This window comes from Modestobacter sp. SYSU DS0290 (assembly GCF_054050955.1).
Genome location: NZ_JBJHAI010000012.1, coordinates 23,295 through 36,589 on the forward strand (window position 1 = coordinate 23,295; position 13,295 = coordinate 36,589).

13 protein-coding genes are annotated in these 13,295 nt (G+C 73.8%); 8 read left to right on the forward strand and 5 right to left on the reverse strand.

The annotated features are described in order from the left end of the window. Window positions 1-38: 38 nt before the first annotated feature. A complete protein-coding gene (groL, locus tag ACI795_RS11710) occupies window positions 39-1,679 on the forward strand; it encodes a chaperonin GroEL (RefSeq protein ID WP_457075674.1) in 1,641 nt (546 codons plus the stop codon). A gap of 188 nt (window positions 1,680-1,867) precedes the next feature. Here the strand turns inward: groL and ACI795_RS11715 are convergent, their stop codons facing one another. Next, window positions 1,868-2,167: a WhiB family transcriptional regulator gene (locus ACI795_RS11715; protein ID WP_457075675.1), complete on the reverse strand. Its 300-nt coding sequence runs from the start codon at window positions 2,165-2,167 to the stop codon at window positions 1,868-1,870. A gap of 382 nt (window positions 2,168-2,549) precedes the next feature. On the opposite strand from ACI795_RS11715, the gene ACI795_RS11720 reads away from it, so the two are divergent. After that, window positions 2,550-3,308, forward strand: a complete 759-nt coding sequence (locus ACI795_RS11720; RefSeq protein WP_457075676.1) for a response regulator transcription factor — start codon at window positions 2,550-2,552, stop codon at window positions 3,306-3,308. 13 nt (window positions 3,309-3,321) lie between these two features. Here the strand turns inward: ACI795_RS11720 and ACI795_RS11725 are convergent, their stop codons facing one another. After that, window positions 3,322-3,747 carry a DUF5319 family protein gene (locus ACI795_RS11725; RefSeq protein WP_457075677.1) on the reverse strand — a complete coding sequence of 142 codons (426 nt, stop codon included), beginning with the start codon at window positions 3,745-3,747 and terminating at the stop codon, window positions 3,322-3,324. 184 nt (window positions 3,748-3,931) lie between these two features. On the opposite strand from ACI795_RS11725, the gene guaB reads away from it, so the two are divergent. The 4 genes from guaB to ACI795_RS11745 all read left to right on the forward strand — a co-directional run bounded on the left by guaB (window position 3,932) and on the right by ACI795_RS11745 (window position 9,291). After that, window positions 3,932-5,449 carry an IMP dehydrogenase gene (gene guaB / locus ACI795_RS11730; protein WP_457075678.1) on the forward strand — a complete coding sequence of 506 codons (1,518 nt, stop codon included), beginning with the start codon at window positions 3,932-3,934 and terminating at the stop codon, window positions 5,447-5,449. Beyond that, on the forward strand, window positions 5,446-6,615 hold the full coding sequence (locus tag ACI795_RS11735; RefSeq protein WP_457075679.1) for a GuaB3 family IMP dehydrogenase-related protein: 1,170 nt from the start codon (window positions 5,446-5,448) through the stop codon (window positions 6,613-6,615). Before guaB ends, ACI795_RS11735 begins: the two co-directional genes overlap by 4 nt. A 14-nt stretch (window positions 6,616-6,629) precedes the next feature. Further along, complete coding sequence (gene guaA, locus ACI795_RS11740; protein ID WP_457075680.1) at window positions 6,630-8,192, forward strand: glutamine-hydrolyzing GMP synthase; 1,563 nt, start codon at window positions 6,630-6,632, stop codon at window positions 8,190-8,192. A 76-nt stretch (window positions 8,193-8,268) separates the two neighbouring features. Next, window positions 8,269-9,291 carry a sodium:calcium antiporter gene (locus tag ACI795_RS11745; protein WP_457075681.1) on the forward strand — a complete coding sequence of 341 codons (1,023 nt, stop codon included), beginning with the start codon at window positions 8,269-8,271 and terminating at the stop codon, window positions 9,289-9,291. 36 nt (window positions 9,292-9,327) lie between these two features. Here ACI795_RS11745 and ACI795_RS11750 read toward each other — a convergent pair whose 3' ends face one another. Then, on the reverse strand, window positions 9,328-9,594 hold the full coding sequence (locus tag ACI795_RS11750) for a hypothetical protein (protein ID WP_457075682.1): 267 nt from the start codon (window positions 9,592-9,594) through the stop codon (window positions 9,328-9,330). Continuing rightward, window positions 9,587-10,513 carry a PspC domain-containing protein gene (locus ACI795_RS11755; RefSeq protein ID WP_457075683.1) on the reverse strand — a complete coding sequence of 309 codons (927 nt, stop codon included), beginning with the start codon at window positions 10,511-10,513 and terminating at the stop codon, window positions 9,587-9,589. The genes ACI795_RS11750 and ACI795_RS11755 overlap by 8 nt, the downstream gene beginning before the upstream one ends. A gap of 133 nt (window positions 10,514-10,646) precedes the next feature. Between ACI795_RS11755 and ACI795_RS11760 the strand changes: the two genes are divergently transcribed. Together ACI795_RS11760 and ACI795_RS11765 are read left to right on the forward strand one after the other, a co-directional pair. Next, window positions 10,647-11,855, forward strand: a complete 1,209-nt coding sequence (locus ACI795_RS11760) for an ATP-binding protein (protein WP_457075684.1) — start codon at window positions 10,647-10,649, stop codon at window positions 11,853-11,855. After that, window positions 11,852-12,517, forward strand: a complete 666-nt coding sequence (locus ACI795_RS11765; RefSeq protein WP_457075685.1) for a response regulator — start codon at window positions 11,852-11,854, stop codon at window positions 12,515-12,517. Before ACI795_RS11760 ends, ACI795_RS11765 begins: the two co-directional genes overlap by 4 nt. Here the strand turns inward: ACI795_RS11765 and ACI795_RS11770 are convergent. Beyond that, complete coding sequence (locus ACI795_RS11770; protein ID WP_457075756.1) at window positions 12,514-13,248, reverse strand: PIG-L deacetylase family protein; 735 nt, start codon at window positions 13,246-13,248, stop codon at window positions 12,514-12,516. The two genes, ACI795_RS11765 and ACI795_RS11770, sit on opposite strands and share 4 nt — an antisense overlap. Window positions 13,249-13,295: the final 47 nt, after the last annotated feature.

Genomic DNA, 13,295 nt, shown 5'->3' on the forward strand with positions numbered 1-13,295 from the left:
CCCGTTCTCCCCTGCAGCACCCTGAGAGAGGTCTGGCAATGGCCAAGATCATCCTGTTCGACGAGGACGCCCGGCGCGCCCTCGAGCGCGGCGTCGACAAGCTCGCCGACGCCGTCAAGGTCACCCTCGGCCCCCGCGGCCGCAACGTGGTGATCGACAAGAAGTTCGGCGCCCCGACGATCACCAACGACGGTGTCACCATCGCCCGCGAGATCGACCTCGAGGACCCCTTCGAGGACCTCGGCGCGCAGCTGGCGAAGAACGTCGCCACCAAGACCAACGACGTCGCCGGTGACGGCACCACCACCGCGACCGTGCTCGCCCAGGCGCTGGTCCACGAGGGCATGCGCAACGTCGCCGCCGGCGCCAACCCGATGGCGCTGGGCCGCGGCATGCGGGCGGCCGTCGACGCCGTGCACGCGGCCCTGGACGCGGTGGCCATCCCGGTCGACGACCGGCCGGCCATCGCCGGCGTCGCCACCATCTCCGCGCAGGACGCCGAGGTCGGCGAGCTGATCGGCGAGGCGTTCGAGCGGGTCGGCAAGGACGGCGTCATCACCGTCGAAGAGGCCAACGGGATGACCACCGAGCTGGACGTCACCGAGGGCGTCCAGTTCGACAAGGGCTACCTCTCGCCCTACTTCGTCACCGACACCGAGGAGCAGGAGGCGGTCCTGGAGGACGCCCTCGTGCTGCTCGTGCAGGGCAAGATCTCCGCGCTGGCCGACCTGCTGCCGCTGCTGGAGAAGGTGCTGTCGACCGGTGGCCGCCCGCTGCTGATCGTCGCCGAGGACGTCGAGGGCGAGGCGCTGTCCACCCTGGTGGTCAACTCCATCCGCAAGACCGTGAAGGTCGTGGCGGTCAAGTCGCCCTTCTTCGGTGACCGGCGCACGGCGTTCATGACCGACCTCGCGGTCGTCACCGGCGGTCAGGTCGTCAGCGAGGACGTCGGCCTGTCCCTGGACTCCGTCGGCCTGGAGGTGCTCGGCACCGCCCGGCGCGTCGTCGTCACCAAGGACGACACCACCCTCGTCGACGGTGGCGGCACCAGCAGCGCCGTCAGCGACCGGGTCGCGCAGATCCGCAAGGAGATCGAGGCCACCGACTCCGACTGGGACCGGGAGAAGCTGCAGGAGCGGCTGGCCAAGCTGGCCGGCGGCATCGCGGTCATCCGGGTCGGTGCGGCGACCGAGGTCGAGATGAAGGAGCGCAAGCACCGGATCGAGGACGCCATCGCCGCCACCCGCGCCGCGGTGGAGGAGGGCGTCGTCCCCGGGGGCGGCTCCGCGCTGGTGCACGCCGCGACCGCGATCGACTCCCTGGAGCTGTCCGGCGACGAGCTCACCGGCGCCCGGTCGGTGCGCAAGGCGCTGGACGCCCCGTTGTCGCTGATCGCGGCCAATGCCGGCTTCGAGGGCCCCGTCGTCGTCGGCAAGGTCCGCGAGGCCGGCACGGGGCAGGGCTTCAACGCCGCCACCGGCGAGTACGGCGACCTGGCCGCCCAGGGCGTCATCGACCCGGTCAAGGTGACCAAGGCCGCGCTGGCGCACGCCACCTCGATCGCGGCGATGGTGCTCACCACCGACTCCGCCGTCGTCGAGGCCCCGGTCGAGGAGGAGTCCGCCGACGGCGGCCACCACACCCACGGCCACTCGCACGGGCACGGGCACAGCCACTGAAAGGACCCCGCTCTCCTCACCCCTCGCAGGCTCGGGGTGAGGAGAGCGGGGCCGACGGCCGGTGCCCGCCTCCGGGCGGGCACCGGCTGCACAAGCCGAGAGGGCCGGTCCGACGTGATGTCGGACCGGCCCTCTCGGCGTTGGTGGGCGGTGGAGGTCCCCCCGCCCAGCGGCGCAGACCCCGGTGCTCAGACCCCGGCGGCGATGGCTGCGGGCTCGGCGGCGATCAGCCGTGCCCGCTCCTCCTCGCTCATGCCGCCCCAGACCCCGTAGGGCTCACGGACGGCGAGCGCGTGCTTGAGGCACGCGTCGATGACGGGGCACGTTCCGCAGACGGCCTTGGCGGCGGCCTGGCGGCGGGCGCGCGCCGGGCCGCGCTCGCCGTCGGGGTGGAAGAACAGCGAGGTGCTCTCGCCCCGGCAGGCGCCGTGCAGCTGCCAGTCCCAGACCTCGGCGACGGGGGTGGGCAGTCGGCGGATGTCGGCCATTGGACCTCCTCGGCTCGGATGCACCGGGGGGTCTGCCCGGTCACGGAGCAGCGGGTGCCCCCGCGCGATGGGCGGCAAACACGGCTGATCACGTTTCGTCGTGCGAGATCTGCCGGGATGTGCATCGCGTCGGGCCCGGCGGACGTCGGCCGCCCGGCTCTCACCCCCGAGGGTGACGGGCGCTGTCCACCGGTCACTCGGGCGATCAAGGTGGTCACAGGGAGTGCCGACCACCGGGGTGGGGGACCCCCCGACACCCGTCCGGGGGTCGGTGGTGGCGGCACCCCCGGGAGCGGGGCGCACCTCGTTCCCGGCCATCGGACCGGGTCTCGCCCGGACCGGTACGCACCGGCCCCCAGCCGGCGCAGAACGGGAGCACGCGGTGATCGAGGACAGGATGCGCGGGAACGGCGGCACGGGCGCCGTCGTCTGGGTGTTCGACGAGCGTCGCCGGGTGCGCGACGAGGTGGCCGCCCGGCTCCTCGCCCTGCCCTTCGTCAGCCGCGTCGAGGCGGTCGGTGACCCGGCCTCGCTGATGGCCCGGCTGGACAACCGGCTGCCCGACGTCCTGCTGGTCGGCACCCAGCGGGCGACCGACAGCGGCCTGTCGGTCGCCACCCAGGTCCTCCGTGCCCACCCCGCCCTGCGGGTGCTGGTGCTCGGGGCCCCCGACGACGCCGACTCCGTGCGCGCCGCGGTCGCCGCCGGTGCCCGCGGCTACCTGCGCTGGGACGCCAGCCCGCTGGAGCTCGGTCTGGGGCTCTCCCGCACCGGCATGCGCAGCGAGCCCGGCCGTCCGCCGGCGCTGGCCCCCGCGCCCCGTTCACCGCACCAGGTGCTGGCCGGTGCGGGTGGACCGTCGTCCGGGCCCTCCTGGGGCGGGGCGACCCCGCTGGCCGGGCTGGCCCCGACCACCGTCCGCTCGACCGTCCCCGAGACCCCCGCCGTCGCACTGTCGATGCGCGAGATGCAGGTGCTCACCGGCATGAGCCAGGGCAAGAGCAACGCCCAGATCGGCCGGGAGCTCTACCTGTCCGAGGACACCATCAAGACCCACGCCCGGCGGCTGTTCCGCAAGCTGGGCGCGAAGGACCGTGCCGAGGCGGTCGCCACCGGCTTCCGCCGCGGCATGATGACCTGAGGAAGGACCCGGCTCACTCCTCGCGGGCGTGCCGGCCGGTGCCGTGCCGGCCGGTCGGCTCCTCGCGCTCGGCGAGCGCCGCGATCCCGTCCGCGTAGCCGCTGGCGTAGTCCCAGCTGACGTAGTCGTCGGGGTCCGGGTCGAACGGCGGCTCGTGCCGCCCGGTCTGCCCCTCGTCGAGCAGCTGGCGCAGGTTGGCCTGCATCAGCGCCCAGTCGACGTGGTGCTCCTCCTGGCAGTCCGGGCAGTCGACGACGATGCCCTTGACGCCCGTGGGCTCCAGCAGGGTGCGGAAGACCTCTAGCTCGGCGAGGTCGTCGAGCACCCCCGCCCGCTCCTCCATGGTCAGCGGCGGATGGCCGGCGTGGTCCCCGAAGTCCGCGCCGAAGTCGCGGTCGTGGTCGGGGAACCCGTCAGCTGCGTCGTCCCACGCGTCCACGTGTCCTCCTCGCCGGTGCCTGCTCGTGTGGCCGTGCCGGCACCCGCTGGCGACCAGCGGGGACGGCGTCCGACGGACAACGGTAACGGGGGAACGGCGGCGCTGGGGCCTCCGCCTACGATCGGGATGGTCCCCCTGCGCCGTCGGCGGCGCTCCACCACCAACTCCGAGAGGGTGGCGACACGTGCAGCCCGATGAGCGCATCCCCGAACTGCCGGCCAAGTTCGCCCCGCTGGGGCTGACCTACGACGACGTCCTGCTCGTCCCCGGGCCCTCGGACGTCGTGCCCGCCGAGGTGGACACCAGCGCCCGGCTGACCCGCGGCCTGCGGCTGGCCATCCCGCTGGTGTCCTCGGCGATGGACACCGTGACCGAGTCGCGGATGGCGATCGCCATGGCCCGCGTCGGTGGCATCGGCGTGCTGCACCGCAACCTCGCGGCCGAGGACCAGGCCGGCCAGGTGGACCTGGTGAAGCGGTCGGAGTCGGGCATGGTCACCAACCCGGTCACCTGCTCGCCGGACAACACCCTGGCCGAGGTCGACGCGCTGTCGGGCCGGTACCGCATCTCCGGTGCGCCGGTGGTCGATGCCGACGGCGTGCTCGTCGGCATGGTCACCAACCGCGACATGCGGTTCGAGACCGACCAGAACCGGCTCGTCCGCGACGTGATGACGCCGATGCCGCTGGTCACCGCGCCCGTGGGCGTGGACCCGGAGCAGGCGCTGGCGCTGCTCAAGCAGCACAAGATCGAGAAGCTGCCGCTGGTCGACGACGCCGGGCGGCTGCGCGGGCTGATCACGGTCAAGGACTTCGTCAAGCGCGACCAGTTCCCGCTGGCCACCAAGGACGCCGACGGCCGGCTGGCCGTGGCGGCCGCGGTCGGCGTCGGTGAGGACGCCTACAAGCGGGTGGGCCTGCTGGTCGACGCCGGCGTCGACGTGGTCGTCGTCGACACCGCGCACGGGCACCAGCGTGCGGTGCTGGAGATGGTCGCCCGGGTGAAGCGGGAGTTCGGTGGCGAGGGCGGCGTCCAGGTCATCGGCGGCAACGTGGCCACCCGCGCCGGCTCCCAGGCGCTGGTCGACGCCGGGGTCGACGCGGTCAAGGTCGGGGTCGGCCCGGGGTCGATCTGCACCACCCGCGTGGTCGCCGGGGTCGGCGTCCCGCAGCTGACCGCCGTGTACGAGGCCAGCCTCGCCGCCCGGCCGGCCGGTGTGCCGGTCATCGCCGACGGCGGGCTCCACTACTCCGGTGACATCGTCAAGGCGCTGGTCGCCGGCGCCGACACGGTGATGATCGGCAGCCTGTTCGCCGGTGTCGAGGAGGCCCCCGGTGAGCTGGTCTTCATGAACGGCAAGCAGTTCAAGGCCTACCGCGGCATGGGCTCCCTCGGGGCGATGCAGAAGCGCGGCAACCAGTCCTTCAGCCGGGACCGCTACTTCGCCGACGACGTGCTCAGCGACGACAAGCTGGTGCCCGAGGGCATCGAGGGCCAGGTGCCCTACCGCGGTGCGCTGGCCGGGGTCGCCCACCAGCTGGTCGGGGGGCTGCGTGCGGGCATGGGCTACGCCGGTTCGCCGACCGTCGCCCACCTGCAGGAGCACGGCCAGCTCACCCGGATCACCGCCGCCGGGCTGACCGAGAGCCACCCGCACGACATCCAGATGACCGTCGAAGCCCCCAACTACCGGAGCCGGTGACCGTGCCCGTACGCGACAACGTCGAGATCGGCCTCAACCGGTTCGCCCGCCGGGGCTACGACCTGGACGAGGTGTCGATCGTCCCCTCGCGCCGCACCCGGGACCACGACGACGTCTCCACCGCCTGGCAGATCGACGCCTTCCGGTTCGAGATGCCGCTGGTCACCAGCCCCAGCGACGCCGTGGTCAGCCCGGCCACCGCGATCGCGGTCGGTCAGGCCGGTGGGCTCGGGGTGCTCAACGCCGAGGGCCTGTGGACCCGCTACGACGACCCGACCGACGTCTACCGCCGGCTGCGGGAGGCCGCCGGCCCGGACAGCGGGCCGCCGACCGCCCTGCTGCAGGAGGTCTACGCCGAGCCGGTGAAGCCCGACCTGGTCACCGCCCGGGTCAAGGAGCTGCGCGACTCGGGGGTGACCACGGCGATCCGGGTCTCCCCGCAGCACACCCAGCAGCTGGCGCCGACGATCCTGGCCGCCGGTGTCGACCTGCTGGTCATCCAGGGCACGATCGTCTCCGCCGAGCACGTGACGACGGCGGGTGAGGCGCTGAACCTCAAGGAGTTCATCGCCGACCTCGACGTCCCGGTGATCGTCGGTGGCGCGGCCGACTACCAGACCGCGCTGCACCTGATGCGCACCGGTGCCGCCGGCGTGATCGTCGGCGTCGGCGCCGACAGCTGGTCCACGGCCGACGCCGTCATGGGCATCCGGGTGCCGCTGGCCAGCGCGATCGCCGACGCCGCCGCGGCCCGCCGCGACTACCTCGACGAGACCGGCGGCCGGTACGTGCACGTCATCGCCAACGGCCGGATCGAGACCAGCGGCGCGATCGCCCGCGCGCTGGCCTGCGGCGCCGACGCCGTCCAGCTGGGCGAGCCGCTGCGGGCGGCGAGCGAGGCGCCGGCCGGCGGCGTGTGGTGGGACTCCGTCGCCGCGCACCCGCGGCTGCCCCGCGGCGGCACCTCCGGGGCCGCCGAGCCGCGCGGCACGCTGGAGCAGCTGCTGCTCGGGCCGGCCGAGGCCGCCGACGGGCGGACCAACCTCTTCGGCGCGCTGCGGCGCACGATGGCCAAGACCGGCTACCGCGACCTCAAGGAGTTCCAGCGGGTCGACCTCGTCCTCGGTGGCGGGAACGACGACGCACCCGGCCACCTGGCCGGCTGAGGGCAACGATGAGCATGGACTTCCCGACCGTCCTGGTCGTCGACTTCGGCGCCCAGTACGCGCAGCTGATCGCCCGCCGGATCCGCGAGGCCGGCGTCTACTCCGAGCTCGTCGGTTCCGACGTCCCGGTCGAGGAGCTGCTGGCCCGCAGGCCGGCGGCGATCGTGCTGTCCGGCGGGCCCTCCAGCGTCTACGCCGAGGGTGCGCCGCAGATCGACCCGACGCTGTTCGAGGCCGGCGTACCGGCCTTCGGCATCTGCTACGGCTTCCAGGCCATGGCGCAGAGCCTGGGCGGCTCGGTGGCCCACACCGGCGACCGCGAGTACGGCGGCACCCCGCTCACCGTCACCACCGAGGCGCGGCTCTTCGGCGGCCTGCCCACCCAGCAGTCGGTCTGGATGAGCCACGGCGACGCGGTCAGCGCGGCACCTCCCGGCTTCACCGTCACCGCCACCTCGACCGGTGCCCCGGTGGCGGCGTTCGAGGACGTCGACCGGCGGCTGGCCGGCGTGCAGTTCCACCCCGAGGTCAGGCACACCGCGCACGGCCAGACGGTGCTCGAGCACTTCCTGTTCGACATCGCCGGGCTGGAGCCCACCTGGACGATGGCCAACGTCGTCGACGAGCAGGTCGCGGCGATCAAGGAGCGGATCGGGGACCGGCGGGCGCTGTGCGCGCTCTCCGGTGGGGTCGACTCCGCCGTCGCGGCTGCGCTCGTCCAGCGCGCCATCGGCGACCGGCTCACCTGCGTCTACGTCGACCACGGACTGATGCGGCAGGGCGAGACCGAGCAGATCGAGCGCGACTTCGTCGCCGTCACCGGCGCCGACCTGCGGGTCGTCGACGCCAGTGAGCAGTTCCTCGCCGCGCTGGCGGGGGTGAGCGACCCGGAGCAGAAGCGGAAGATCATCGGCCGCGAGTTCATCCGGGTGTTCGAGCAGGCGGCCACCGACGTCGTCGCCGACGCCCAGGAGCACGGCGAGAGCGTCGACTTCCTGGTGCAGGGCACGCTGTACCCCGACGTCGTGGAGTCCGGTGGCGGCACCGGGACGGCGAACATCAAGAGCCACCACAACGTCGGCGGGCTGCCCGAGGACCTCACCTTCACCCTGGTCGAGCCGCTGCGGGCGCTGTTCAAGGACGAGGTGCGCGAGGTGGGCCGCCAGCTCGGCCTGCCCGACACCCTGGTGCAGCGCCAGCCGTTCCCCGGCCCCGGTCTGGGCATCCGGATCGTCGGCGAGGTGACCCGCGAGCGGCTCGACGTGCTTCGCCAGGCCGACGCGATCGCCCGCGAGGAGCTCACCGCCGCCAAGCTGGACACCGAGATCTGGCAGTGCCCGGTGGTGCTGCTGGCCGACGTCCGCTCGGTCGGCGTCCAGGGCGATGGCCGCACCTACGGCCACCCGGTGGTGCTGCGCCCGGTCTCCAGCGAGGACGCGATGACCGCGGACTGGACCCGGCTGCCCTACGACGTGCTGGCCCGGATCTCCACCCGGATCACCAACGAGGTGGCCGAGGTCAACCGGGTCGTGCTGGACGTGACGAGCAAGCCGCCGGGCACCATCGAGTGGGAGTAGTCGCCCGAGTGGCGTTGCCGGGCGTGTCGTGATCAGGTTGTCGCCGATCTGATCGTCGTCGACTGGAGGTACCGGGGTGACCACGGGTGCGTGGCCACTCCTGCCCAGCCTGCTCGCGCTGGTCGCGATGGCCCTGGTGATCGTCTTCGCCGGTGTCCGGCTGACCCGGGTCGCCGACGAGCTCGCCGACCGCACCGGCCTGGGCGACGCGGTCGGCGGGGCGCTGCTGCTGGGCGCGGTCACGTCGCTGCCCGGGATCGTGACCACGGCGACCGGGGCACTGGCGGGGGACCCCGGGTTCGGTCTGTCCAACCCGATCGGCGGGGTCGCGATCCAGACCGTCTGGCTGGCCATCGCCGACCTGGTCTACCGCCGGGCCAACCTCGAGCACGCCGCGGCGTCGCTGGAGAACGTCATGCAGTCGCTGGTCCTGGTGGCGCTGCTGTCGGTGCCGGTCATGGCCTACGCGACGCCCGACCTCCGGTGGGGGTGGATCCACCCGCTGACCCTGCTGATCCCCGCGCTCTACGCCTACGGGCTGGTGCTGCTGCGCCGCATGCACGACCACCCGATGTGGATCCCCACGCACACCTCGGCCACCGTGGAGGAGGACCCCGAGGAGGAGGGCACCGACCGCTCCACCCGCCGGCTGTGGACGCTGCTGGCCTCCCTGGGCCTGGTGGTCGGCGCGGCCGGCTGGGTGATCGGCCAGGCCGGGCTCGGCGTGGTCCAGGGCACCGGCCTGCCCAGCGGCGTGGTCGGGTTCACCCTCACCACCGCGGTCACCTCGCTCCCCGAACTGGTCGTGCTGATCACCGCGGTCCGGATGGGGGCGCTGACCCTCGGCGTCGGCAACGTCATCGGCGGGAACGTCTTCGACACCCTGATGATCGCCGTGGCCGACGTCTTCTACCTGGAGGGGCCGGTCTACCGGGACGCCGGGCCGATCAGCCTGGTGCTGCTGGGCGGGACGGTGCTCCTCACCACGGTGCTCACCGCCGGACTGGTGATGCGCGACCGCAAGGGCATCGGCTTCGAAGGGGTGCTGCTCCCGCTGATCTACCTGGGCACGGTGGCCCTGGCGGTGATCAGCCGCTGACGCCCCGGGAGAGCGTGCCCCCCGGGGCGGTCGCGCTCAGCGCCGGCGACGGGCCCGGCGCAGCTCGTTGGCCAGCAACGCCAGCCCGGCGCCGATGAGCAGCACCCAGCTGAAGCCGTGCTCGAACCAGTCCAGCGGCAGGGTCACACCGGTCATGAACAGGACGGCGAGGCCGACGAAGAACACCCCGGCGACCAGAGCGGTGGTGTCCAGGTCACGCCGGCGGGCCGGCGGGTCGGTCGGGGAGGCGCCGCTGGGGAACACCTCGGTCTGCTGCCGGCCGTAGGGGTCGTGCTCAGCCACGGGACACCTCCACGCTCCCGGCACCGAGGGAGATCGTGAGCACGATCTCCGGGTCGTCGTCGTCGCTCCAGTCCGCGCCGTACCCCGGGAAGAAGCCGGACTCCAGGGCGTCCCCGAACAGCTCGACATCGCCGATGGCGTTGTCCACGCTCACCTGGACGTCGGCCGAGAAGGGCACCAGGACCTGCACGTCGCCCAGGCCGGAGTCCACGCTGGTGCGGATGGTCCGGTCGCCGTCGGCCAGGTCGAGCTCGCTGAGGTCGAGGGTGAAGTCCCCGGCCCCGTGCTCGTACTCCGACTGCACGGCGGCGGCGGTCATCGGCCGGTAGGTGCGGTCGCCCATCTCCCCGTCGGGCAGCTGCACGGTGGAGGCCACCAGCAGCGCCGCGGACAGCAGCAGCCCGAGGGTGATCAGGCCACCCTTGGCGCCGCGGCCGGCCCCGGTCAGCGCGCCGACCACGAGCCCGACGCCGACGACCAGCAGGGCGCTGCCCAGGAAGCCCCGGGCGCCGATGTCCAGGTCGGTGAACCGGGTGAGCAGCACGCCGATCCCCAGCACGATGAGCAGGACGGCGACGGTCACCCCGGGCACCGGCGAGCGCGGGCCGGACGGCGGACGAGGGGTCTGCTCACCGGGCTGCACGGCCGGCGCCGCCGGCATGAGCAGCCAGAGCAGCAGGTAGATCACGATGCCGCTGCCGCCGGCGAGGGTCAGCGCGATCGCGCCCACCCGCCACAGCAGGGCGTCGACGCCCGTGTAGTCGGCCAGGCCGCCGGCGACGCCGCCGATGACCCGGTCGGTGCGGCTGCGGCGCAACTGCGGGCGCGGCGCCGCCCCCGGTTGCGGCGGCGGGGGCCAGGAGCCTGGTGGCTGGTCGGCCGTGGGGGGCGGGGCCGAGGGGGGGAGTGCTGAGGTCATGGCACCAGCCTGGCGATCCGGGGGGCGCAGCGGTATCGGGGAACCCCCTGGCCCGACCCTGATCCCGCGCCGCTGCCCGCACTCCGGGTGATCACCGGTGTGCCGACGCCGCCGACGGTGACACGATCGATCCGTGACCACCAGCACCGCGCCGACCGCCCGGCCCCCCGTGGGCCGCGGCGCCCGGCCCCCGCTGGCGCGCCCGGCCTCCGGCCGGCTGCTCGCCGGGGTCGCCGCAGGCACGGCGGCGCACCTGCGGCTGGACCCGATGGTGGCCCGGGTCGTCATCACCGGGCTGGCCTTCACCGGGGTCGGTGTCGTCGCGTACGCACTGCTGTGGCTGACGATGCCGGTCGTCGAGGAGTCCGACGACGGCACGGTCGCCGTGATCGGCGAGCGCCCCAGTCGACGGCAGCTGGTCCTGCTGTCGCTGCTCTCCTTCGCCGCCTTCGGGCTGGTCTCCCAGCTGCTCACCTTCGGCGGCTACGACGTCGTCGTGCCGCTGGTGCTGGCCGGCACCGGGCTGGCGGTCATCTGGCGGCAGACCGACACCGACGCGTCGCTGTCCCGCCGCACCAGCCGCTGGGCGCTGGCCGCCGGTGTCGCCGTCGGCGTCGGCGGGGTGGTGCTGCTGCTGGCCACCACGGGTCAGCTGGCCAACGCCCGCAACGGCTTCACCGCCACCGTGGTGATCCTCGTCGGCCTGGTGCTGGCGACCGCCCCGCTGTGGCGCCGGTTGCTCGACCAGCGGGCGACCGAGCGGGCGGCGCGGATCCGCTCGGAGGAGCGCGCCGCGGTCGCCGCGCACCTGCACGACTCGGTGCTGCAGACCCTCGCGCTCATCCAGCGCCACTCCGACGACCCGACCGTCGTGGGCCGGCTGGCCCGCAGCCAGGAGCGCGAGCTGCGGGCCTGGCTGTACGAGCCGACCGTCGCCACCGGCGGCACCTGGGCCGGGCTCGTCGCCCGGCTGGTCGCCGACGTCGAGTCCGACCACGCCGTCGCGGTCGACCCGGTGGTCGTGGGCGACCTGCCGGTCGACCACGCGGTCGCCACGCTGGGGCAGGCCACCAAGGAGGCGGTGGTGAACGCCGCCAAGCACTCGGGCGTCTCCCGGGTGTCGCTCTACTCCGAGGTCACGCCGACGACGGTGACGGTCTTCGTCCGCGACCGTGGCACCGGTTTCGACCCCGCCGCGGTGCCCGCGGACCGGCGGGGACTGCGCGACTCGGTGGTCGGCCGGCTCGCCCGGCTCAACGGAACGGCGACGGTGCGTTCGGCACCAGGAGAGGGGACCGAGGTGGAGCTGTGTCTCCCGCGCGAGGCGGGGGTGTCCGCGTGAGCGCACCGATCCGCGTCTTCCTCGTCGACGACCACGCGATGGTCCGGGCCGGGGTGCGCACCGAGCTCGGCGACGACGTCGAGGTCGTCGGTGAGGCCGCCGACGTCGCCACCGCGATCGCCGGCATCCGCGCCGCGGCGCCCGACGTCGTCCTGCTCGACGTGCACCTGCCCGGCGGCAACGGGCAGGCGGTGCTCGAGGCGCTGCGTGCGGAGCTGCCGGCGACCCGCTGGCTGGCGCTGTCGGTCTCCGACGCCGCCGAGGACGTCATCGCGGTCATCCGCGCCGGCGCCCGCGGCTACGTCACCAAGACCATCTCCGGTGCGGAGCTGCGCGACGCGGTGCGCCGGGTCGCCGAGGACGACGTGGTGTTCAGCCCGCGGCTGGCCGGCTTCGTGCTCGACGCCTTCGCCGCCGGCGGTGCCGTCGCGGCTCCCGCCGGCGAGGACCCGGCCGTCGACCCCGGCCTGGACCTGCTCTCGGCCCGGGAGCGGGAGGTCATGCAGCTGCTGGCGCGTGGTTACACCTACCGGGAGATCGGCCAGCGGCTGTTCATCTCGGTCAAGACGGTCGAGTCGCACGCCTCGAACGTGCTGCGCAAGCTGCAGCTGTCCAACCGCAACGAGCTCACCCGCTGGGCGGCGACCAACCGCCTGCTCTAGGCGGTGTGCAGGACCTGGAAGGCCTCGGCGAGCCGGCCCTCCGGCAGCCCGTGGGCGCGCGCGTTCTCCCGCATCCAGCCGGTGAGGAACTCCTCGAGCTGGCCCTCGGGCCAGTGGGAGACCTGGCTGGCGTGCGCGCGCAGCGCGGCGAGCTTGCGGTCGAGCGCGTCGGTGACGTCGACGGCGTGGTCGGAGCGCGGGCCACCACCCAGCCAGACCTCGGACACGGTCCAGGCGTCGAGGCCCTCGTCGGCCAGCAGCTCGGGGAAGGCGAAGGGGTTGCGGGCGTCGGGGTACACGGCGCGCAGCGTCGACTCACCGACCGTCATGTGGTCGGGGTGGCTGGCGCCGATGCGCTCGTAGAAGCGCTCCGGGGAGCTGGTGAGCACCCGCTGCGGGCGCACCTGGCGGATGACCCGGCTGATGTCGCGGCGCAGGTCCAGGGAGAGCTCGAGCCGGCCGTCGGGGTACCCGAGGAAGCGCACGTCGGTCACCCCGACCGCGGCCGCGGCGGCGGTCTGCTCCTCCCGGCGCAGCGGCCCCATCCGGTCGCGGGGGGTGTCGTCGAAGCCGCCCGCGTCGCCGTCGGTGACCATGCAGTAGGTCACCTCGGTGCCGGCCGCGGTCCAGGTGGCGACGGTGCCGGCGCTGCCGAAGTCGACGTCGTCGGGGTGGGCCAGCACGCAGAGGGCGCGCTCGACGTGCTCGGCAGGGGCGGTGGGCAGCGGCATCACGCGCCGCAGCTTATGGCCCCGTCCCGAGGCTCGCCCCGAGCCTG

Bases quoted from the DNA above. Each gene is read 5' to 3' on its own strand.
- ACI795_RS11715 (WP_457075675.1), bottom strand. From the start codon at position 2,167: ATGGCCGACATCCGCCGACTGCCCACCCCCGTCGCCGAGGTCTGGGAC.
- groL (WP_457075674.1), top strand. From the start codon at position 39: ATGGCCAAGATCATCCTGTTCGACGAGGACGCCCGGCGCGCCCTCGAG.
- ACI795_RS11770 (WP_457075756.1), bottom strand. From the start codon at position 13,248: ATGCCGCTGCCCACCGCCCCTGCCGAGCACGTCGAGCGCGCCCTCTGC.
- guaA (WP_457075680.1), top strand. From the start codon at position 6,630: ATGGACTTCCCGACCGTCCTGGTCGTCGACTTCGGCGCCCAGTACGCG.
- ACI795_RS11755 (WP_457075683.1), bottom strand. From the start codon at position 10,513: ATGACCTCAGCACTCCCCCCCTCGGCCCCGCCCCCCACGGCCGACCAG.